General features: G+C 69.2%; 21 protein-coding genes and 3 pseudogenes. 10 read left to right on the forward strand and 14 right to left on the reverse strand.

From position 1 onward, the window contains the following. Positions 1-40: 40 nt before the first annotated feature. The 7 genes from P3T29_RS01650 (at position 41) to P3T29_RS01680 (ending at position 5,962) form a co-directional block, all read left to right on the forward strand. Complete coding sequence (locus P3T29_RS01650; protein ID WP_280714378.1) at positions 41-694, forward strand: hypothetical protein; 654 nt, start codon at positions 41-43, stop codon at positions 692-694. Positions 695-754: 60 nt separating this feature from the next. Further along, the gene (locus P3T29_RS01655) at positions 755-1,144 is read left to right on the forward strand and encodes a DUF302 domain-containing protein (protein WP_280714379.1); all 390 of its coding nucleotides are present in this window, start codon (positions 755-757) and stop codon (positions 1,142-1,144) included. Between the two features lie 153 nt (positions 1,145-1,297). Then, positions 1,298-2,236 (forward strand): universal stress protein, encoded by a 939-nt coding sequence (locus P3T29_RS01660; protein ID WP_280714380.1) that lies wholly within the window; start codon positions 1,298-1,300, stop codon positions 2,234-2,236. A gap of 55 nt (positions 2,237-2,291) precedes the next feature. Then, positions 2,292-3,212, forward strand: a complete 921-nt coding sequence (locus P3T29_RS01665; RefSeq protein WP_280714381.1) for an ATP-binding cassette domain-containing protein — start codon at positions 2,292-2,294, stop codon at positions 3,210-3,212. Next, the gene (locus P3T29_RS01670; RefSeq protein WP_280714382.1) at positions 3,209-4,030 is read left to right on the forward strand and encodes an ABC transporter permease subunit; all 822 of its coding nucleotides are present in this window, start codon (positions 3,209-3,211) and stop codon (positions 4,028-4,030) included. Before P3T29_RS01665 ends, P3T29_RS01670 begins: the two co-directional genes overlap by 4 nt. Before the next feature lie 234 nt (positions 4,031-4,264). Continuing rightward, positions 4,265-4,948 carry a pyridoxamine 5'-phosphate oxidase family protein gene (locus P3T29_RS01675; RefSeq protein ID WP_280714383.1) on the forward strand — a complete coding sequence of 228 codons (684 nt, stop codon included), beginning with the start codon at positions 4,265-4,267 and terminating at the stop codon, positions 4,946-4,948. A 12-nt stretch (positions 4,949-4,960) separates the two neighbouring features. Beyond that, positions 4,961-5,962, forward strand: coding sequence for a 2-hydroxyacid dehydrogenase (locus tag P3T29_RS01680; protein WP_280714384.1), 1,002 nt, complete (start codon positions 4,961-4,963; stop codon positions 5,960-5,962). Between the two features lie 191 nt (positions 5,963-6,153). On the opposite strand, the gene P3T29_RS01685 is transcribed toward P3T29_RS01680, so the two are convergent. From P3T29_RS01685 to P3T29_RS01740, 12 genes and pseudogenes are all read right to left on the reverse strand, one after another. Then, the gene (locus tag P3T29_RS01685) at positions 6,154-6,459 is read right to left on the reverse strand and encodes a MazG nucleotide pyrophosphohydrolase domain-containing protein (protein ID WP_280714385.1); all 306 of its coding nucleotides are present in this window, start codon (positions 6,457-6,459) and stop codon (positions 6,154-6,156) included. Positions 6,460-6,540: 81 nt separating this feature from the next. After that, the gene (locus P3T29_RS01690; RefSeq protein WP_280714386.1) at positions 6,541-7,041 is read right to left on the reverse strand and encodes a hypothetical protein; all 501 of its coding nucleotides are present in this window, start codon (positions 7,039-7,041) and stop codon (positions 6,541-6,543) included. Then, positions 7,038-7,991 (reverse strand): nucleoside 2-deoxyribosyltransferase, encoded by a 954-nt coding sequence (locus P3T29_RS01695; RefSeq protein WP_280714387.1) that lies wholly within the window; start codon positions 7,989-7,991, stop codon positions 7,038-7,040. Before P3T29_RS01695 ends, P3T29_RS01690 begins: the two co-directional genes overlap by 4 nt. A 22-nt stretch (positions 7,992-8,013) precedes the next feature. Then, the gene (locus P3T29_RS01700; RefSeq protein ID WP_348532782.1) at positions 8,014-8,469 is read right to left on the reverse strand and encodes a PfkB family carbohydrate kinase; all 456 of its coding nucleotides are present in this window, start codon (positions 8,467-8,469) and stop codon (positions 8,014-8,016) included. Positions 8,470-8,613: 144 nt separating this feature from the next. Further along, positions 8,614-9,432, reverse strand: a complete 819-nt coding sequence (locus P3T29_RS01705) for a hypothetical protein (protein WP_280714388.1) — start codon at positions 9,430-9,432, stop codon at positions 8,614-8,616. Continuing rightward, complete coding sequence (locus P3T29_RS01710; RefSeq protein ID WP_280714389.1) at positions 9,429-10,142, reverse strand: aspartate/glutamate racemase family protein; 714 nt, start codon at positions 10,140-10,142, stop codon at positions 9,429-9,431. Before P3T29_RS01710 ends, P3T29_RS01705 begins: the two co-directional genes overlap by 4 nt. Continuing rightward, complete coding sequence (locus P3T29_RS01715) at positions 10,126-11,649, reverse strand: radical SAM protein (RefSeq protein ID WP_280714390.1); 1,524 nt, start codon at positions 11,647-11,649, stop codon at positions 10,126-10,128. The genes P3T29_RS01710 and P3T29_RS01715 overlap by 17 nt, the downstream gene beginning before the upstream one ends. A gap of 427 nt (positions 11,650-12,076) precedes the next feature. Then, positions 12,077-13,083: pseudogene (locus P3T29_RS01720) on the reverse strand (IS5 family transposase). 270 nt (positions 13,084-13,353) lie between these two features. Further along, the gene (locus tag P3T29_RS01725; RefSeq protein WP_280714391.1) at positions 13,354-13,875 is read right to left on the reverse strand and encodes a universal stress protein; all 522 of its coding nucleotides are present in this window, start codon (positions 13,873-13,875) and stop codon (positions 13,354-13,356) included. A 220-nt stretch (positions 13,876-14,095) separates the two neighbouring features. After that, positions 14,096-14,362 (reverse strand): hypothetical protein, encoded by a 267-nt coding sequence (locus tag P3T29_RS01730; protein ID WP_280714392.1) that lies wholly within the window; start codon positions 14,360-14,362, stop codon positions 14,096-14,098. Between the two features lie 85 nt (positions 14,363-14,447). Next, positions 14,448-15,604: pseudogene (locus P3T29_RS01735) on the reverse strand (diaminopimelate decarboxylase). Then, on the reverse strand, positions 15,601-15,903 hold the full coding sequence (locus tag P3T29_RS01740) for a hypothetical protein (RefSeq protein WP_280714393.1): 303 nt from the start codon (positions 15,901-15,903) through the stop codon (positions 15,601-15,603). Before P3T29_RS01740 ends, P3T29_RS01735 begins: the two are co-directional and overlap by 4 nt. Positions 15,904-16,352: 449 nt before the next feature. On the opposite strand from P3T29_RS01740, the gene P3T29_RS01745 reads away from it, so the two are divergent. Together P3T29_RS01745 and P3T29_RS01750 are read left to right on the forward strand one after the other, a co-directional pair. Then, entirely contained in the window at positions 16,353-16,901 is a 549-nt protein-coding gene (locus P3T29_RS01745) for a universal stress protein (protein ID WP_280714394.1), read from the forward strand. Between the two features lie 536 nt (positions 16,902-17,437). Continuing rightward, positions 17,438-18,892 carry a hypothetical protein gene (locus tag P3T29_RS01750; RefSeq protein ID WP_280714395.1) on the forward strand — a complete coding sequence of 485 codons (1,455 nt, stop codon included), beginning with the start codon at positions 17,438-17,440 and terminating at the stop codon, positions 18,890-18,892. 151 nt (positions 18,893-19,043) lie between these two features. On the opposite strand, the gene P3T29_RS01755 is transcribed toward P3T29_RS01750, so the two are convergent. After that, the gene (locus tag P3T29_RS01755; RefSeq protein WP_280714396.1) at positions 19,044-19,148 is read right to left on the reverse strand and encodes a potassium-transporting ATPase subunit KdpA; all 105 of its coding nucleotides are present in this window, start codon (positions 19,146-19,148) and stop codon (positions 19,044-19,046) included. A 52-nt stretch (positions 19,149-19,200) separates the two neighbouring features. Beyond that, a pseudogene (locus P3T29_RS01760) lies at positions 19,201-19,639 on the reverse strand (SAV_915 family protein). 475 nt (positions 19,640-20,114) lie between these two features. On the opposite strand from P3T29_RS01760, the gene kdpF reads away from it, so the two are divergent. Next, a complete protein-coding gene (gene kdpF, locus P3T29_RS01765) occupies positions 20,115-20,204 on the forward strand; it encodes a K(+)-transporting ATPase subunit F (protein WP_280714397.1) in 90 nt (29 codons plus the stop codon).

Here is a 20,204-nt window from a genome sequence, read left to right on the forward strand (position 1 = left end):
TGCCCCGGTGGACGGCTCTGTCCGAGCGAGGAGGCTCGTCATGCCCTCCATATCCGAACGGCACGGACGTGCTGCGCATCGAACACGCCTCTGGTGCCATCTGCGCCGTTCGCTCGGTAAGGACCCCAATCCGCTGTGCCGCCGCATCGACCGGGCACGCAGCCGACTCGTCCTCGCCCTCGGGCTCTCTCTCATCGCATCGCTCGCCCTCTCCCTGCTGATCGCTCAGGCCGTGCTGCTCCGCGACCAGGCCGGTGCCCGCTACGAGACGCAGCACCGTCACCGGATCACCGCGACCACCATGACGGCGGCGGTACAGGACACCGCCACGGGCGTAAGCAGTCAAAATGGCGCTCAAGCCCAGGTGACCTGGGACTATCCGCCTACGGGTCGCGGCACTGGCCAGGTGGACGTCCCGAATGGCACCGGCGCCGGTGCGGCCGTGGTCATCTGGGTGAACGACACTGGCCGGCCCGTTTCCCCGCCTCGGCTCGGCACCCAGATCGTGACGGACGCTGTCACCGCCGGTCTCGGAAGCCTGGCCGGGCTGTCCGCCGCCACTCTGATGTTCGGTGCGCTTCGACGCCGGGCGCTCGACCGCCGTGCGCTGGGCGCCTGGGAGCCGGCCTGGGAGCGGGTCGAGCCCCTGTGGTCCGGACGGACCCGGCGCCAGCCTGGTACCGGGGACCAGTGAACCGCGCCCGTTGCCGGCGCGCCTGCGGCGGGCATGGGAGCAAGATCAAGGAGACCCGTTATGGAGTACAGCATCACCCTTCGGCTCACGGCGCCGTTCGCTGACACCGTCGAGCGTGTCCGTGCGGCGCTTCAGGAACAGGGCTTCGGCGTCCTGACAGAGATCGACGTGCAGGCGACGCTTCGGGCCAAGCTCGGAGAAGAGATGGAGGACTACCTGATCCTCGGGGCGTGCAACCCGCCACTCGCGCACCGCGCACTGGGCGTGGACCGCCGGATCGGACTGCTTCTGCCGTGCAATGTCGTCGTCCGCACGGAGGATGGCCGAACCGTGGTGGAGGCCCTCGATCCCCAGGTCATGGTGCAGGTCACCGGCCGACCAGAACTTGCACCGGTCGCCGACGAGGCGGCGGTACGCCTCCGCGCGGCACTGGAGGCCCTCCGCGGCTGAAGAACCGGCCAGGACCGGCAGGCCAAGAGCGACCGTGTCGGTTGCCGCCACGGAAGCACCGGTCGACGATCGTAAGCAGGGTGGGCAGCTGCCGGCCCTGGTCCGGAGGATCTCGGAGCGCGAGCTCCGCCATCCGGAACGAAGGAGCATGCCATGGCAGACCCCGTCATAGTCGGCGTTGACGACCCGGCGAGCACCGGCGATGCGGCCGACTGGGCCGCCGACGAGGCTCACCTGAGAGGCACGCGACTACACCTCGTCCACGCGTGGCTGTGGGAGCCACACCAGGCACCCCCGTCGCTGGACGCCCTACGCCTGCGGCGCGCGGGCGAGGAAGCGCTCGCCACACTGGCGGAACGGGTCGCCGCCCGCCACCCCGATCTGGAGGTCAGCAGCGGCGTCGTGGACTCGAGCCCTCGCGAGGCGCTGGTCGCCCTCAGCGCTGCGGCTGCCCTGCTCGTCCTGGGCTCGCGCGGTTCGGGAGGTTTCCCCGGACTACTGGTCGGCTCGACGAGCCTGCACGTCACCGCCCACGCCGCCTGCCCGGTCGTCGTTTTCCGAGAAGCCGCGAGTAAAGCCCTCGCAGACGATGACTCGCGGGACGGTCTGGTTGTCGGGGTGCACGGGCGCGAACCGAGCGACGAACTGCTGGCCTTCGCCTTCGAGACCGCCCAGAGACGGCACCTTCCCCTACGTGCTGTGCACGCCTGGAGCTACCCGCTGGTCCTCGGTCCTGGGCACGAGTTCCCACCGGTGTACGAAGAGAGCCACGTGGCGGCGGCGGAGAGCCGGCTGCTGGCCGAAGTCATGTCCGGGTGGCGGGAGAAGTACTCTGAGGTGCCCGTCATCGAGGACGTCGTCCGCTCCGGGCCGGCGAAGCACCTGGTAGAGCTGTCCGAGACACACCAGCTCGTGGTGGTCGGCCGCCACGGAAGCGCGGAAGGTCCCTTCCGTCGGATCGGATCGGTGAGCCAGGCAGTCGTACACCACGCCCACTGCCCGGTCGCAGTCGTACCCCCCGGCTGGCCCCTGAGCAGGTTGCAGCTCGGCCGCATAGAACACGACGTCACAACGGACCCTCCCACGCATTGACGGAGCCGAGGCCCCGAATCGAACGCTCGATGAATCCACGGGCGAGGAGGCGGCGATGGCCGGCACCGCGACGGTGATCAAACTCAGCTCGCTCACCAAGCGCTACGGCAGCACCGTGGGCATCGAGCAGCTGGACATCAGCGTCGCGTCAGGAGAGGTGTTCGGTTTCCTCGGGCCCAACGGAGCGGGCAAGACCACCACCATCCGCTGCCTGGTGGGCCTGCTGCGGCCCACGGCGGGGCAAGTCCGCGTCCTCGGCCTTGATCCGGTTGCCGACCACCGCCGACTCGCGTCCGCTCTCGGTTACCTGCCTGGGGAGTTGCGGCTCTATCCGGAGTTGACTGGTCATCATACCCTGCGACTGTTGGCCGACCTGCAGGGTGCGGCGACGCCCCGCCGTGGTGAGCTCTGCGATCGCCTGGGGCTCTCCCCGGCGGATCTGGGACGCACTGTCCTGGAGTACTCGCGCGGGATGAAGCAGAAGCTCGGCCTGGTCCAGGCCCTGCAGCACGACCCGGAGTTGGTGATCCTCGACGAGCCCACCGAGGGCCTCGATCCGCTGGTTCAGGAAACGTTCTTCGAGCTGCTGACGGAGGCCACCGCCGCCGGGCGGACGGTGCTGCTCTCCAGTCATGTGCTGCCGGAGGTGCAGCGGGCCTGTGGTCGGGTGGCGATCGTGCGGGCCGGTCGGCTGGTGACGGTCCAGACGGTGGCCGCACTGCGTGAGGCTCGGGCCAGGCGGGTGCGGCTGACCTTCGCCGACGGCCTGGGCCCTCGCCCGCTCGGTGCGGCCGAACGCTGGTCGCCGCGCTGGGACGGCGATCGGGTCGTGCTGCTGGTGCCCCCGGACGAGCTGGTCACCGCACTGCGCGATCTGCTGACGCTTCCGGTGGCCGACCTGACCGTCGAGGAAGCCGGGCTGGACGAGGCCTTCCTCGACCTCTACCGCACCCCCACCCCCGAGGTGCGGCCATGAGGAGCCGCTTCCCCCTGCTCTGGCTGGCCCTTCACCGCCGCCGACGGATGCTGGTGGCCCTGCTACTTGGCATGGTCGTCTTCGAGACCCTCATCGTGGTGATCGCCAGCACTCTCTCACCCGGGCAGCTCTTCGCCGGCGGCGGCCGGACACCGCCCGGTGCGTTCAAGGCCTTCAGCGGCTCCACCGGCGACGTGTCGATCGCCAGCTACCCGGGCCTGCTCGGAGCCGGCCTGGTCCACCCGTTCTGGATCGCCCTGCAGCTCACCGTGATCGGCTCACTGGCCGCCGCCGCAGTCGCCGCCGACGTGGAGTCGGGCACCATCGAGCTGCTGATGGCCCGTCCGGTCTCCCGCAACCGGCTGCTGGCCGAGCGCACGGCGGCACTCGCCATCGCCTCGGTGGCACTCAACGCGGCGGCCACGCTGGTGGTGGCCGCCGGGGTCGCGCTCTCGCCCAAACTGCACCACGCCGTGTCGATCGGCGGGGTGTTCGTCGCCGGACTGCTCGGCTGCGCCTTCGCGCTGAGCCTGACCGGCCCGGCACTGGCGGTCTCCGCGGTCGGCCGCCGCAAGTCCCAGGTCGTCGGAGCCACCATCGCACTGGGCGCGGTCGGTTTCGCCGTCAACTTCGTCGCACTGGCCTGGTCGAAGGCGGCGCCGCTGCGCTACGTCAGCGCGTTCCACTACTACGCGCCGGGGGACGCGCTCGCGCACGGCACCGTCCCCTGGGCAGCACTCGGCGTGCTCACTGCCGTCGGGGTGGCCGGGATCGCCGTGGCGTTCCGGCTGCTCGCCCGCCGCGACCTCGCACCATGACCGAACATCGAGATGCAGGAGGCCTACGGCGTCTTCGGCGGTGCTGGGCAGAACTGCGCGCTGGAGGTCGCCCTGTACCGGACCCGAGCCGACCCGGCGACCCACTCGGCCGCGCGACGGCGCGCCGTCCGGGCTCGGGCACCTGCGGAGGGGAAGAATCCGAGGGCGAGAGCGGGGATCCGGACACAGGTTCTGCCGCCGGTGCCCGTGCTCGATGACAGGAGGTGGATGGTCGTGGACGAGAACGCCGAGCCCGTTGACGAGTCGGGCGCAACCTCGCCGTCAGCCGGTGATATCGCCCGGCGCATCGAGCTGAGGAGCCAGGCGCTCGGGCTCACCGACGAACAGGTGGCGAAGCAAGCGGGCATGTCACCCCGCTACCTCCAGCACCTGAAGGCCCTGGGCACCAACTTCGACCCCGGCGCCCTCCTGCGCGTGGCCGCCGCCCTGCAGGTGACCTACCGGGAACTGCTGGAAGGCCGACCGGACGCACCGCCGGGACAGGCTTCGGCCGCGCCCCATCCCGTGCTGGTGAAGCTCACGACACCCGAATGCTGGGACAAACTCGGCGAACACGGAATCGGGCGCGTGGCCGTCTCCGGCGAGGCCGGGCCGGCCGTGCTTCCGGTGAACTACACCGTCGACAGCGGCACGATCGTCTATCGGACGACCACCGACAGCGTGACGGCGTTGGCTGTGGGCAGTGAGGTCGCCTTCGAGGTCGACCACGTGGACGAGCACCTGCGCCAAGGCTGGAGCGTCCTCATCGTCGGCACGGCCGAGCACATCACCGATCCCGACACCGTCCAGCGACTCGCAGACGAGCCCGAAGCCAAGCCGTGGGCGGGCGGCGCTCGCGACCTGTGGATCCGCATCGCTCCCGCCCGTGTTACTGGCCGCCGCATCAGCACTCTGTAACGGGGCGGGCAGATGGAGATCCTCGCGTACGGTGTGCAGGCAGACGAGAGGCCGCTGCTCCAGCAGGCCTTCGCGACGCGCCACCAGGTCCGCTGCCTGGACGTCTTCCTCAACGCCGACACCGCCCCGCTCGCCGCCGGCCACGAAGTCATCAGCACCAGCGTCAACGCACAGCTGGACGCCGCCACCCTGCGCATCCTGGCCTCGGGCGGCACCCGGATGGTGGCCCAGCGGTCCACCGGCTTCAACAACATCGACCTGGACGTCGCTGCGGACCTCGGCCTCACCGTCTCCCGCGTGTTCACCTACTCCCCGTACTCCGTCGCGGAGTTCGCCTGGACCCTCGCACTCGCGGTCAACCGTCGCGTCATCCGAGCAGCCCACCGCACCCGTGAGTTCGACTTCCGCCTCGACGGCCTCATGGGGCGTGACGTCCACGGCATGACCGTCGGCGTCGTCGGCACCGGCCGGATCGGCGCATGCTTCGCCCGGATCGCGCAAGGCTTCGGCGTCACCCTGCTTGGCTGGGACATCGTCGAGAACCCAGCCTGCCTCGACCTCGGCATGACCTACACCGACCTTGATTGGCTGCTCGCCGAATCGGACCTGGTGAGCCTGCACGTCCCCCTGCTTGCCGAGACTCAGCACCTCATCGACCGCGCGGCACTCGCCCGGATGAAGGACGACGCGATCCTGATCAACTCCAGTCGCGGCGGCCTGCTCGATACCGCAGCCCTGGTGGACTCCCTTCGGGCCGGTCGCCTCTCCGGCGTGGGTCTGGACGTCTACGAGGAGGAGACCGGGCTCTTCTACTTCGACAGGTCACTGGGCGGCATTGCCGACGACACCCTTGCCCGGCTGATGACGTTTCCGAATGTGCTGGTGACCTCGCATCAGGCGTACTTCACAAGCACCGCGGTCCATCAGATCGTCGACGCGACGGTGCGCAACGTCGACGACTACCTCGCTGGGCGGACCAGTGAGAACACTCTGGTTCCACGAGCCGCTACCTGACCTGTCGCGGGAGCGTGCAGCCACTGCCGAGTGCCCGAAGCCGATCGAGCTGTGGGCTCGGGTTCGGCCGGGGCGCCGTGATGGCGGGGTCCGCCCGCCCCGCCGGGCACGGCGGCTCTCCTGATCTGCGACGCAGCCGTTCATCCGGGCTGGTCGTCAGCCCCGGCTGCTCCAGTCCGGGCGGGGCACGATCAACCGTCGCTGACTCGAATGGGAACGCCGTGTTCGGTCCGCTGATACTCGCGGCGGCCGTTCTTCTCGATCTTCAGCGTGACCTCGTGATCCAGGTCGATGCCGTTCATCTCGGCAACCGCGACCAAGTAGAGGAAGACGTCGGCCAGTTCCTCGCCGAAGTCCGGCAGCCTCTTCCGCCAGGCGGTGAAGGCTTCGCCGACCTCAGCGGTGAGAAGCCCGAACTCAAGCGCCACATCCGTGGTGTTGAACCCCTTGAGGTTCTTGTTTTCCCAGGCGAGTTTCTGGGCGGATCGAATCTCCAAGGCTCCTCCGGCGTTGGTGCAGCAGGTGCCTTCGAAGCCTAGCGGGGGCGAAGTGCCGCGTAGCCACACATCGGTCAGCCGTCACCCTGCCGAGGGGAGTTCGATCGTCGTGGTGTCGAGGGTGAGCACGTCGGTGTACTCCGCCAAAGTCGCGAAGACCCGGTCGTAGGCCGTGATCAGGGCGGAGACCTCCTCCACACCGATGGCCTCGCCGTCGCGAGCGAGGAGTCGTTGATGGACGACGGCAGGAGGTGCAGTCAGGTGGACGAGGAGGCCGGAGCGGGCGATGACGCTCTCGGCCAGGTCGATCGCCTGGCTCCACGTGATCCGTGACCGTCCTCGGTGGAGAGGGCCGTAGACCAGCTCGCTGAGGAAGCAGCGGTCGAAGAGGATGCGGCCGGGCTCGGCCAGGAGCGTCCGGTACCGGCTCGCGAGGTCGAGGTGGTCCGGAGTTCTGGGCGAGTGCACCACGGTGAAGCCGTGGTACGTCGATAAGCGCTCGGCCAGCGTGCTCTTGCCGACCCCGTCGCAGCCTTCGAGCACCAGGGTCTGGTAGCCGTCGGCGATCTTCTCTATGTTCATGCGGCCAGCCAGGACAGGAGCGCCTCACGGCTGTCGAGCCGGTCCGCGACGGCGTACTGGATCATGAGGTTGCGCCAGTTCGGCTCGCGGCCGTGTGCGTGGGTGAAGGTGGGGCGCGGAACGCAGGCGGCGATCCGCACACCGCTTGCTGCAGCGGCGCCGATCAGCAAGGCCGCACCTGGTGGGGTCTCAGGTCCCGAGACGTCGACCAGGAGCCGTGACGCTGAGCATGCTGCGGTTAGGTCGTCGAGCCCTGCTGTCACGGGGTCCGGCGCTGCGAAGCGCCCGGGTACCGCCACCGCGTGACCGGCGGCAAGGCACGCCTCCGCCAGGTGATCATGCCCCCAACTGGCGTACGGCGACGCCTCGACCAAGACGTAGGAGCCGGGGGCAGGTGAGGGGCTCCAACGGCGCCCGGGGCGGTCCGGAAGGCCGACAACGGCCTCGACCGCGGCATCGAGGGCGGCGTCCACCTGGGCGAGATTACGGGCCCGGAAGATCTCGAATCGGGAGCGGTCAGGTTGTTCGACCAGGTCGAGAACACCGAGGCTGGCGATGCGTACGACGCGGGTGGCCACGGCCTGGATGAGAGGGTCCGGGAAGTCGAGACGAGGGCCGTCCTCGGCCAGCGAGTAGGTCTGAAAGTCGGTGGTGACCACCATTACGGGTACGCCAGAAGCTACGGCGTACCCGATCTCCATACAGACCCCGTCGCCGAGGCTTGGTCCGTGCAGGAGGGCGATCATCACGTCGAGGCGGCCGAGCCGCTCGCGGTCCAGCTCGAAGAGACGGCGGCCTTTGACCTCAGCCACCAGGTCCTCCTCGTTGGTGTCGCAGAAGGGCAGGAACAGACGCTCAGCACCGACCTTCGCTGCCAGGCGCTGGGCGAGGTCGGCAGCGAGCGAGCGGTCATGAGCGGCGAAGAGCCGGTGAGCGATGTAGAAGAACACCGAGAACCCCCAATGGGCTGTGTCAGGCGCGGCGGGGCAACGGGATCGGGAGCGGCGGAGCCGTGACGTACTCGGCGGAAGCCGCGACCGCCTCGGCAAGGGACCGGGAGGGTGTCGCCCCGCCCGCGCGGTGGGCAAGGAACGTTCCGGCGAAGGTGTCGCCGGCGCCGGACACCTCGCGCGGTGCGCGCGAGGGCGGCACGACCGATGCTGTCTGCCGCCCGAGATGCCGTACATGAGCGGCCCTTGGACCGTCGGTGACGACGACTTCGGGTAGGAACGCGGTGTCCAAGACGCTGCCGAGGAGTCGGTACTCGGCCGCGTTCACGAAGATCGTGGACGCACGCGCCAACCACGGTGCAGCGTCGTGGATCATCTCCTCAGCGCTCGGCAGGAAGAAATCGACACTGAAGTCCGATCGGCAGGAGGCGAGTTGGGAAAGCACAGCCTTCACATCGAGTGGCCGACGGCAGCACACGTGGTACGAGCTGCCCGGGCGGCCAGCGACAGAAGGAAGGCAGCTCCGCCCAGTCGGGCGCCACCGCGATCGTCGGGGTAGCGGGTCAGGTCCCTGGAAACGTTGCCGATCACGGCGAGGCTCTCCACGGTCCCCCTCGCAGCGTTAGGCATGGCGATGTGAGCAGTCGATGACCTTGGGGCACAGCGGTCGACGGCAACACAGCTGCGCGGATGGAGCATCGAGATACAGCCGCTTGAAATAGATCAGGACCAGGTGCACCCACCACGTGGGCGCGGTGTCCTCCGGGATCGACACCCGGTGGCCGTGCTCGGCGACCAGAGAGAGGAAGTCTGCGGACCGGGCGTGCACCGCAGATTCGAGCGTGTGGCGGAACCGCTCGTGAGCTGCTGGGCCCGATGGAAGTGCGACACCGAGCGCCGGGGCCAACTTGGTGACCATGCCGGAGTCCACCGGGATGATCCCGCAGTGATACCCGCGGGCGTTGAGCAGCGCGCACTGGGCGACCTTGAACGACGCGCCCCGCACTCGCTGGGCGAAGTCGAGGATCAGATCGTCGGCGTCGGCTGCCTCAGCGGTTGGATCGACGCCCTGCTTGTCCCAGTGCTGGAGAAGCTCCGCCAGGGATCGCAGGTAGTCGACTCGGTTCTGCGCCAGGCCGATGGGCCGTACCAGCTCGGCGAGTTCAGTGTCCGTGGCGGCAGCAAGGTGGTCGAAGCCCAAGGCGTCCGCTGAGGCGATCACGCGGGCGTAGGTCGTCACCATCCGGTAGGACACCCGGGTCGACCAACCGGCCGCGAGCATGCGCAGGCGGATGTCGGTGATCGAGGTTGGCCACCAGCGGTTGTCGTCGTGGTTGGCCTCGACCTCGTCCCGGACATCCGACAGCGACGCGGCGAGCGCGACGAGCCGGTAGATGCGTCGTGCGTCGAGCGCCCGCGGTTTCACGCGTTCCACAGTCACAAGGCGACTCCGGCGGAGATACGGGCTGCCAGCAGCCCCATGGCGAGATTGGAGGAGAGCACCGGCTTGCCCAGCCGGTGCTCGAACTCCTTGACCACCGGAAGGGTGTGCCATCCGGTGCAGGACAGCACCACGGCGTCAGCGGAACGAACAGCCGACGCCGGGAGCTGTTCAAGGAGGCCGTGCACCTGGTCCAGCGTGACATCGGGGTACCCATCGTCGAGCCCGAGACTCGCCAGCGCCAGCACCTCGACGCCGGCCTTTGCGAGCGCGGCGCTCTCGGCTTCGGTCACGGAGGTCGGGTAAGGGGTGGCGAGCACGACCCGCGAGACATGCAGGGCGGCCAGCGCGGCGAGAAGCGCGTCGAAGGCTGTCACCACCCCGCTGGGTAGATCGGGGCGGCCATCAGAGAAGCCCGCCGAGGTGCAGGCCAAGATCGCCGCGTCCAACGGCACGTGGGACAACGAGTTGAGAGCGTCTGCCGAGGCAGCGCGCAGGCCGTGCCAGAAGGAGGAGTCAACTGCCGTTGTCCTCGAAGCCGGTACCAGACGAGCGTGGTGGAAGACCGTGTTCGTCAGACCGAGGCGGCCAAGCTCTGTCTCGACAGCGACGTTGGCCCAGGGCAGCAGAAGACCGACTCGGACCAGGCGAGCCGCTGTGCGGTCGAAAGCTGAGAGCATGCCGAGGGCTCCGTCAGGCAGCGGCAGCAAGACGCTCTCCGTAGATCATCCGGGGTGCGTGGCCCGTAACCACAAGATCAGCCTTGCTGCCGACAGGAATAGCTGCGTCGCGCTCGACGATCTGGATCGAATAGGAGCCGAGTCGGCGCCACCACGTGCCGTCCTGGCTCACGAAGTAGGAATGCAGGCCCGGGACGCGAAGACCGGTCGGATAGACCCGCTGCTTCATGGGCTGGTCCCAGGCGAAGTCGATGTCGGCCTTCCACGTGGGGAAGTGCTCGGCGGACGGGAGCGGGGCAAGTTCGCCGAGCGCGGCCAGCGGGGTGCCGGGGAAGGCCCGCGCGAGCCGGACGTTCGTGCGGTGGCAGAGCAGGCCCGCGTCGAGAATCTCCGCCAGGCCGCGCAGGTTGGCGACGTGCGTGCGGTGCGTTTCGCCGGGCAGGCCGTAGATCAGGTTCAGGCCGGGGAGGAGCTTCGGTAGACCGCCAGGGCCACGGTCGGCGCCGGCCTCGTTGATGTGCTGCACGGCGCGCATCAGGATTTCGGGGGTGCAGGTGAGGGTGTTGCGCTCGATCACCACGGGGTCGAAGCTCTCGATCCCCATGGGCGCGCAGTTGCCCTCGGTGCAATTGTCCGCCACCAGCTTGGCGATGCGAAGTCCCACGGGCGCGGCCACAGCCAGCGGGTCGGCGTTGTCGATGTGCAGGACCTCCAGCTCTGGGCAACGTTCGCGAATCCCGCCGAGCAGCGTGCGGACCGCCTCCTCGTCCCGGTTCTTGTAGGAGAAGAAGCAGGTCTGCTGGCGGAGGCGGAAGTTGCGAATCCCTGCGGCATAGAGCTGGGCGGCTTCCTCGACGACATCCTCGACATCACGGAACACGACGAGCGGGGACTTGGCCGGTTCGTTGCAGAAGTCGCAGAACTTCCGCCGGGTGCAGCAGCGGTACAGCTCCAGCTCGGCGATCGGCCGCCAGGGCATCTGGCTGACCACGCCCGAGAAGTCACTGCGGTCGTGGCGCAGCTGAGCGTAGGCAGCGGGTTGGCGGCTGCCCAAGGTGAGATCCCCGGACGTGATGGTGTGGGTGTGGACGGCATCGAACAGTCCGGCATACGCGGCAGGGGTGCTGAGCGCGTAGGTGGACAGCGGCCCGAGCAGGTAGCGGCGGCCCCGCGCGCAGGCGACCGCTCGGCCGATTTCCTCCAGAGAGCCGTTGACCGCGTGGAGGTGGACGGACGGTACCGCGTCGCCGGCCACGACCACGACGATCTCGGCATCCCGCAGGAGCTGGATCGCGTTGTCCCGGTTGGCGGTCGCTGAGTAGGTGAGCGGGTCGCTCAGAGGCGGCTCGACGGCGGCCGTGCCGCCCGCCAGACACCATCGGACATCGTCGATCGTCACATATCTCACGTCGGCATCAGGCTGAGCATGAGTCAGCGCCGACCAAGCGGTTCGGACGTAGGTCGACAGGTATGGCGGCACACCGAGCCCGCTCGGCTCCACGGTGTAGCAGTCCAAGATCACGAATGGCTTGCGCATGAGGTCCTCTCCGTCCGCCGCCGGGGGCGTCGCTCCATTGCCCAAGGCGCTCTCAGTGTCAATGGGCTGTGGCTCGCGGGTGGAGGGGGCACAAGGGTTGTTCGGTTGTACGCCGGTTGTACGCCGATGGCACTGTGTCCAAAGAACGGGACACAGTGTGATCGCCAGGGCATTATCGGCACATGGGCAGTGGCAGTGACACGGACAAGGGCAACCAGGCCCTGGCGGCAGCTCTCCTGGAGGCCGGTCGTTCGAACGCCGCGCTGGCGCGGAGGGTGAACGAACTCGGCAGTCTTCAAGGGGTGGTGATGTGCTATGACAAGGCATCGGTGACCCGTTGGCTGCAAGGCATGACGCCCAGAGACCGAGCGCCGGAGTTCATCGCCGCCGCCCTCTCCGGGTTCTTAGGGTCTGTTCTGAATTCGGATCATGGTGTGGGTTTCAGGCTGCGGAGCCAAATGATGGAGCCGCGTAGGTGGAGACCTGCTTCGAAGCTGGCGGGCGTCTTGTCATAGCGGGTGGCGAGGCCCCGCCAGTCCTTGATCTTGTTGATGGCTCGTTCGACGGTGTTGCGATCGCGGTACAGATTGGCGTCGTGACTGACGGGCCGTCCGCCATCGCGGCCTCTCTTCTTGCGGTTGGCGGCCTGGTCGTCCTTCTCCGGGATGACGGCCTTGATCTGGCGTCGGCGCAGGTAGGCCCGGGTGGTGCGAGCGGAATAGGCCTTATCGGCGGCCACCGCGTCGGGGCGCGTTCGGGGCCGGCCGATCGGGCCGCGTACCTTGATCTTGTCCATGACGGCGGTGAACTGCGGGTTGTCCGCGCTCTGGCCCGGGGTGAGTACGAAGGACAGCGGGCGGCACCGCCGCTCGGCAGCCAGATGGGTCTTCGTGGTCAGCCCGCCGCGCGAACGCCCGAGCGCGGCCGCCTTGAGCCGGGCCCGGCGGCGCCGGCGTAGGCGGCGCTTCGCCTCCCGCCGGGACTCCTCCGCCTCGTCGGTGTCGTCGCCCCGGCCTGCTATCGACCCGGTTTGTCCCTTCGCAGCAGCCCCTTTTCCTCCGTGACGGCTTTCTCCAGTTCCTCCAGCAGCTCGGCGTCCACGACCATCCCAGCGGCGTGATGGTGTGCACGAGAGACGGTGGAGTCCACGCTGACCAGTGACAAGTCGACCTGGCCGCGCGCGGCGGCCTCGGCGATCATCCCCTCCATCAGCGCCTGGAAGACCCCCTTGCGCGCCCAGGTGCCGAACTGGCCGTAGATCGTCGACCAGTTGCCGTACCGCTCGGGGACGTCCCGCCAGGGACTGCCCACCCGGAACCGCCACATGATCGCGTCGAACTGCCGCCGCAGATCCGGGATCGGCCCCGTCGCCGCCATCGGCAGGAACGGCTCAACCAGCTCCCACTCACTGTCCGTCAGATCACCGCGCGTCATGGACTCGTTCTACCACCCGCCACGCCGCCGAGGAGCACGAACCGGCACGATGATCTGAATTCAGAACAGACCCTAACGGCCAGCGCGTGTGGGGTGCTGCTGACCTCCCCGCCCGGACGTGCGAGCCCAGGCGGGTTACTGACTTCACTGTCACACTGGTGCTTGACCTGCGCGTCTCGCTGCGAATAAAGCCTGGACTTGCACGGGTGCTGAACCTGGAGGCGTTCCCGGCGACCTCCGGGGGTGGGGTGGCGGCTGCAGTCAGGTCCCTTACGACGCATGGGCCGGATGGCGTGAAGCCCACTTGTGTCCCGCCAGGAACGGCATAGGTGCGCCGCTGCGGGCGGTGAGTTCCAGGCTCTCCAGGAGCTCGGACGGCGATACCACGAGCACCTCGCCCGCCGCGTGGGTCCGGCAGTAGCGGGCCACCGATCCTTGCAGGACGTGCTGGAGTCTGCCGTGGTGGCCGCTGCCGAGCACCAGCAGGTCGGTCGGCCGGTCGGCTGCCGCGGCCAGGGCACGGCCCGGCTCGGAGTGCACCACCAGGGGATGGATGACGATGTCGTTGGGGTAGCCGTCGAAGGCCTGCTCGAACACTGTGTCGAGTCGCTTGTGAGCGGTGTGCTGTAGCTCCGAGAGTGGCCGCAGCTGCTTGTTGTCCGCCTCGGACCAGGCGATCACGGGCACGAGAATTGCATTGCGTCGGCCTGCTTCCTCCACCGCCCGGTACACGGCGGCGAGACTGCTCAGGGAACCGCTGACCCCGACGATGACCCGGACGCCCTCGATCATGGCAACTCGCTTCCTTCCGGCGTACTGGCCGGCGATAGGCCGACCGGCAGAGCCCAGTCGGCTCACGCCTCCAATTCGACTCCCGCGCAGCAACTTTGGCACGGGTCCTTGACGTACGTACTACGCTCCGCATGGCCACCTTGATGTGGCCTTGATGCGGGCCGAAGCGGTGGTCGGCCTGCCGGTCGCCGCAGGCCGTGTCGGGCCGGGGGCGCTGCGTTCAGGGAGCGGCGTCCCAGCGGGCTTCGAGCCGGGACGCTCCGTCGGGGCCGATGATGGTCTGCCAGGTGGCGTGCATCTGGACCGTCCGGCAGCCCGTGGCGGGGCTGCGGGTGGCGGAGGGGCTGCCGAGGGCCTGGAGCACGGTGCTGTCGAGGGGGCAGTCGGCGAGCCTCCGGAGGATGGCGGTCAGCAGTGCGCGAGTGAACCGACGCACGGGGAAGGAGGACATGGGCGCACGGGCGCGTAGGGCGCCGAGCACTGTCACGTGGGCACCACCTTGGTGAGGCGCGGTCGGGAATGGTTGGGACGTGGGTCTTTCCGGGTTGTCGGAGATCCCGCAGGACGGTTGATCAGTTGAGGACCTCGCGGGCTCGGAGATCCTCGACGGTCTCGCGGCGGATCAGCGGACGGGCCCGGTTGTGGTGGACGGTGACGACGGCGGGGCGGCCGACCAGGTTGTAGCCCGAGGACGTGGAGAGCCGGTAGGCGCCGGAGGCGGGGACGGCGAGCAGGTCGCCCGGCCGGAGGTCGACGGGCAGGCGGGCGCCGCGGACCAGGATGTCGCCGGCTTCGCAGTGGTGGCCGACCACGTCGACGTCCTGGCAGGCGCCGATGGTGGTCCGGCCGATCAGCCGGACGGAGTATGGGGCGCTGTAGAGGGCGGGGCGCGGGTTGTCGCTCATGCCGCCGTCGACGGCGGCGAGGACCCGGCCGTCGGTGGCGTGCTTGATGCTGAGGACCCGGTACATCGCGATACCGGAGGGGGCGGCTCCGCCAGCAGCTCGATGAGACGGTCGACAGCGGTGAGGTACGGCTCGACGGAGCTGATCTGGGAGCCGAGGTGGCAGTGCAGCCCGGAGAGAATCAGGCCGGGCTGGTCGCGGACCCGCCGGACGGCTTCGAGCGAGTCGCCGCCCTCGATGGCGAAGCCGAACTTCTGTCCGGTGACTCCGGTGCGGACGACCTCGTGGTGGCCGGCGGCCACGCCGGGGACGACCCTGACCAGGACGCGCTGGGGTGCGTCCGCGATGGCGAGGGCGGCGAGCCGGGGGATCTCGGCGAGGTTGTCGATGGCGAACCGGCCGACGCGCAGGCGCCGGGCCAGGCGCAGTTCCTCCGGGCTCTTGGCGTTGCCGTGCAGGAGGATGCGCTCGCGTGGGAAGCCCGCGGCGGTGGCCAGCCGCAGTTCGCCCTCGGAGCAGACGTCGAGGCCGAGGTCTGCTTCGGCGATCCAGCCTGCCAGCGCGCTGCAGAGGAACGCCTTTGCCGCGTAGAAGACTTCGGCGTCCGGGAGGGCGGCTCGGTAGGCGCGGCAGCGGGCGCGGATCTCGGTCTCGTCGAGGACGTACAGCGGTGTGCCGAAGCGGTCGGCGGTATCGGCGAGGCTGACCCCGCCGACCGTCAGTTCTCCGCCCGGCTCCAGCCGGGCGGTGACCGGCCAGTGGTTGCCGAGGCCGGTGCTGGAGGGGTCGCCGTGGAGGTGGGGGCGGACAGGTGTGATGGTCATGCGATGGCGCTCCTTGCCATCGTCGTGACGGGAAGGGGAACAGCCCCGCGGACGCGTCGGCGCAGGACCAGTTCGACCTGGACACGGGCAGCTCCGCCCTGCCGGAGTCCGGCGACGACCTCGCGCAACTCCTGCTGGTCGACGCAGGCCAGCTGCAGTTCCAGATCGGCTTCGTCCAGGGGCAGGCCCGACCGCACGGCGGGGATACGGGCCGCCACCAGCTCGAAGTCGCGGGCTGCGGTCCACTCCTGTAGTCCCGACCAGCACCTGCGACACGGGTCGCAGTTGCGCAGGCTCACCGGTAGCGGTGTCTGTACAGGTCACGGCGGACTCCAGGCGATGGTGGAGAGATACGCGGGTCGTGGTCCGACTCCGGCGGAAGCATCTCCGACGCTACGACGCTAGGCCTGCTCAGGTGGAAGGCCGCAGTTCCTGACGTCTCGTTGACTGTCCGGCGGCCGCCCCTGACAGGTCCTTGACGTGCCCTGGTCCATTCGGGGTGTGCGGGAGCCGTCCCTGACCGCGCGAGCACCTTGGTCTGGTCCTGCCCTTTCTCGGCATCAAGCTCATCGATCTGGTCGTCCAGTGCGTTCCAGGCCCCTGACGGGCGGCCCGACAGGTCGTGCGGTGCTGTCAGGGACGCGTTGGGATCACTGCTCCGGCTATCAGGGATATGTCAACGACCGGCTGCGCCCGGTTCTCCGTGGGCTTGGCTGAGGACAACGGCCGAGCAGACGAGGAACGGGATATGACGGGCATGGGCGAGATCGGCGGTTACGCGCAGCAGGCTGGGCGGATCGTCGTCGGTGTCAGCGGATCGCTCGGCAGCCTGGCCGCTCTGCATCGGGCCGTCGATGAGGCGGGTCGCACGGATACCGAGGTGCTGGCCGTCCTCGCCTGGCTTCCGCAGGGCGGCGAGCACGGCTACCGCCTGGCGCCCTGCCCGCCCCTGCTTGCTGCCTGGGGGAAGGCTGCCGCCGAACGACTGAGCGAGGCGCTCGTCGACGCGTTCGGCGGAGTGCCTTCGGGCGTGCGGCTCGCCGCAGAGGTCGTGCGCGGCGATTCGGGCCCGGCCCTGGTGCAGGTCGCGGACCGCCCGGGCGACGTGCTGGTCGTCGGGGCCGGAAGCGGTAGCCGACTGCGGAGGGGACTGCGGCCATCGGTGACCGCGTACTGCGTCAAGCACGCCGCCTGCTCGGTCCTCACCGTACCGAAGCCCATGCTCCAACGGGAACTGGAAGCCTTCCACCGCCGCAATGTCTGGCACCTGCCGACCGCATTGATCCCGGGCCGCTGAAAGGCAGCGGACGGCCGATGAGGCTCAACTGCGCTTGCCCGAGCCGCGTTCCTTCCGGGTGATGGACCATCTCCCGGTGAGCATGTCGGTCGTGCCGGCCGGCTCCGTCGGCCTGACGCCGGCCCACCCCCCACTACCTGATCACCGAGCCCGGTATCGCCTGTCGCCACCAGCCCTGACCTGGAGGGCGCCAGCAAAGCATCAAGACTGGCCCCCTCTGCGCCAAGAGAGCGTCAGGGAACGACGATATCGATCTTCCTTGGCAATAGCGTCATCGACGAGGAAACGGTTCCGCTCCGTGGGGGAGTCGCGGACCGTGTCCACACCGGTGGGGACCTCCACCAGGAGAGACCCGTCGGCGGCCAGGTGAAAAGGGGAGGGGACGCGCGGACATGTCAGCGGGTGAATCGGGCAGAACGACTGTACCGGGAGAGACGAGCTTGCCGGGGGCGGCAAGCTTCGGTACGACCGGCCCGGCCCCCGCACCGCGCGCCCCCCGCACCACCCTGGCGGTCCTTGATGCTCCGGAGTCGGGCGTGGGCACCTCACCCTCGCGCCCGGCTCCGGGAAAGTTCCGCCGATCATCGCTGCTGACCCGTGGCTGGTGGAACACGCCCCGCACCGTCCGTGCGCTGACGGGGCTCTGCCTGGCAGCTCTGCTGGGCTTCACTGCTGTCGCGGCCACGGTGCTGGGCGGAGCCCGCGACGGCATCGATACCATCGGTCATCAGGCCGCACCGCAGGCCGTACGTGCGGCCGACCTCTACTTCGCGCTCAGCGATATGGACGCCCAGGCCGCCAACCTCCTGCTCATCGGCGCCGACCACGACTTCACCACTCTGCGTAAGCAGACCCAGGACACCTACGAGCAGCGCCGCGCCCAGGCCGACACCGACCTCCAGCAGGCCGCCATGGCGGCCGCAGCCGACCCGGCCGGGCAGCGCGCCGTGCAGGCCGTCCTCGGCGAACTCGGCACGTACGAGGCCCTGGTGGCCCGCGCCCAGCTGCTGGAGGACCAGGCCGCCCCACCGGCGGGCAAGCCCTCCCCGGCCGCCCTGGAGACCTACCGGCAGGCCACCGACCTGCTGCGGCAGAAGCTGCTGCCCGCCGCCGACCAGGTGACCGCCACCAACGCCGCCGCCGTCGACCGCATCTACGCCACCCAGCACGGCGACCTCGGCGCAGGCTGGTGGTGGCTGCTCGCAGCCGGAGTCCTGACCCTCGTTGCGCTCGCCGTCCTGCAGCGCACCCTTGCCGTGCGGTTCCGACGTGTCCTCAATCTGCCATTGGCGGGCGTCACGCTGATTGCTGTCGCCGCCCTGGTGACCGGTCTCGGCCTCGCCACCCGGGCCGACCGCGACCTGGTGACCGCCAAGCGCAGCGCGTACGATTCGGTGATCGCGATCACCCGGGCCCGTGCGGTGGCGTACGACATGAATGCGGACGAGAGCCGCTATCTCACCGACCCCGCCCGTGCCGTGGCGTACGAGCAGAGCTTCTTCGACAAGACCCAGGCCATCACCAGGGTCGACGGAGCCACGCTCGCCACTTACAACGCAAGGCTGGCCGCTCTGGCCGGCACCCACCGCTCGGATCACGGCGTCGTACCGTTCGACGGTTTCCTCGGCACCGAGCTCCGCAACATCACCTTCCCCGGCGAACAGGACGCGGCCGAGAAGGTCCTGACAGCGTTCCAGGACTATCAGAAGGACGACCGGAAGATCCGGGAGCTGCGGAACATTGGTCGCCTCAAGGACGCCGTCACCCTCAATACCGGCACCGGGCCCGGCCAGTCCAACGGTGACTTCGCAATCCTGAGCGACGCCCTGGACAGGGTCCTGATGATCAATCAGACGGCATTCGACGGAGCCGTGACGGCTGCCGACGACGACCTCGACCTCGGCATCTCGGTCACGGGCGGGCTGGCCCTGGCGCTGGCCCTCGCGCTTGTGACAGTGGGCGTGCGGCCCCGCCTGCGCGAGTACCGCTGACGCGCGGGCCTCTCCTGGCGCCGGGGCCGGAGAGCGGGCGCTTCCCTTCCCGGGCGCAGGAGCGGCTGAGTGGATGGAAAGAGCGCACTCGCACGCCGCTACGGTGCTCCCACGCTCGCCGCCCTCGGCGGTGCCGTCGTCTCCGCCTCGCTCACGGTCGGTACCGCATCTCACCGAAGCCGATCCGCTTGCGCTGGTACTCCGGCATACGGCCGACCATCAGGCCGCCGATGAACACCGCGATCATGGCCGCCATCAGCAGCCCGTACAGGACGGTGCCGGTGCCGCCGGGCGCGATCTTTCCGGCATCATGGCGGCCAGCAGCACCCCGCCGCCCAGGCTGGAGAAACCGTCGTACGAGGCCGCGCCCGCGCCGTCCGCGCTGGCGGTGGCGGAGACGCCGAACAGGGTGCTGCCGGGGACGCCGATCCGGCGTCGCAGGCTGCGGGGAGCGGGCGCACAGCCGGGGCGACCAGCTGCGGGTCGACGGTGAGTGCCGTGACGCCCAGCGGTTCGGTGAGGGGGCGTAGGGCGGGCTCGGCGAGGGCGATCCACGGCTGCGCGGAGCCGAGCGCGGCCCTGAGGTGCTGTTCGGTGGTGAAGACGACCGCTGTACGGCCACCGAGGGGTGTGCGGAAGAGACGGGCTGTGCGGCCCAGCGGACCCGACCGGACGGGTACGAGGCAGGGTTCCGGCCGGGACACGTTGAGAGGGCTCGGGGTCCTCGACGTTTCGACGCTGGTACATGGCGTTCCTCCACGTGGGTGGTGCGGCGAGTACGGCGCCTGGTATCCAACGGCTGGGCCGGGAGAGGCGCAGCCGTGACGCTATTCCCGCTGCTCCCGCGCAGTGGTCCGGCCCTGACGATTCCTTGATCCCGAAGGCCGATCTCCTGACACGGCGTGGACGGCACCGCCGACCCGCGTATCGGAAGCCTGAGCCCGCCCGGCGATCGTGGGCCCATCCGGCAGGTCTGGCAGGAGCCCGACGACTCGTCGCACCTCTGATGGACCATGAACGGTCGGCGTCCGGAAAGGTCCCGCCGGAGAATCGTGGAGACCGGTCGGATGTCCGGCCGACACGACTCTGGGTGGAGCCCTCATGACGGACCTGGCCTTCATCGGCGTCACGATTCTCGTGTTTGCCGTCCTCGCCCTGATCGCCAAAGGGGTGGAGAGGCTGTGACCGCACGAGTGCCTCAGCCCATGGTCCGGGTGGTCCCGTGACCGCCGACAACATCGTGGGCCTGATCGTCGCGGTCGTTCTCATCGTCTATCTCGTCCTGGCCCTGATCCATCCGGAGAGGTTCTGA

Source organism: Kitasatospora sp. MAP5-34 (assembly GCF_029894335.1).
Lineage (GTDB): Bacteria > Actinomycetota > Actinomycetes > Streptomycetales > Streptomycetaceae > Kitasatospora.

What these genes read in the sequence shown, in the direction of transcription:
- P3T29_RS01755 (WP_280714396.1), bottom strand. Translation starts at nt 19,148, where the DNA reads ATGGCGGCCATGATCGCGGTGTTCATCGGCGGCCTGATGGTCGGCCGT.
- P3T29_RS01680 (WP_280714384.1), top strand. Translation starts at nt 4,961, where the DNA reads ATGGAGATCCTCGCGTACGGTGTGCAGGCAGACGAGAGGCCGCTGCTC.
- P3T29_RS01660 (WP_280714380.1), top strand. Translation starts at nt 1,298, where the DNA reads ATGGCAGACCCCGTCATAGTCGGCGTTGACGACCCGGCGAGCACCGGC.
- P3T29_RS01665 (WP_280714381.1), top strand. Translation starts at nt 2,292, where the DNA reads ATGGCCGGCACCGCGACGGTGATCAAACTCAGCTCGCTCACCAAGCGC.
- P3T29_RS01655 (WP_280714379.1), top strand. Translation starts at nt 755, where the DNA reads ATGGAGTACAGCATCACCCTTCGGCTCACGGCGCCGTTCGCTGACACC.
- P3T29_RS01650 (WP_280714378.1), top strand. Translation starts at nt 41, where the DNA reads ATGCCCTCCATATCCGAACGGCACGGACGTGCTGCGCATCGAACACGC.
- P3T29_RS01725 (WP_280714391.1), bottom strand. Translation starts at nt 13,875, where the DNA reads ATGATCGAGGGCGTCCGGGTCATCGTCGGGGTCAGCGGTTCCCTGAGC.
- P3T29_RS01745 (WP_280714394.1), top strand. Translation starts at nt 16,353, where the DNA reads ATGACGGGCATGGGCGAGATCGGCGGTTACGCGCAGCAGGCTGGGCGG.
- P3T29_RS01670 (WP_280714382.1), top strand. Translation starts at nt 3,209, where the DNA reads ATGAGGAGCCGCTTCCCCCTGCTCTGGCTGGCCCTTCACCGCCGCCGA.
- P3T29_RS01690 (WP_280714386.1), bottom strand. Translation starts at nt 7,041, where the DNA reads ATGAACATAGAGAAGATCGCCGACGGCTACCAGACCCTGGTGCTCGAA.
- P3T29_RS01715 (WP_280714390.1), bottom strand. Translation starts at nt 11,649, where the DNA reads ATGCGCAAGCCATTCGTGATCTTGGACTGCTACACCGTGGAGCCGAGC.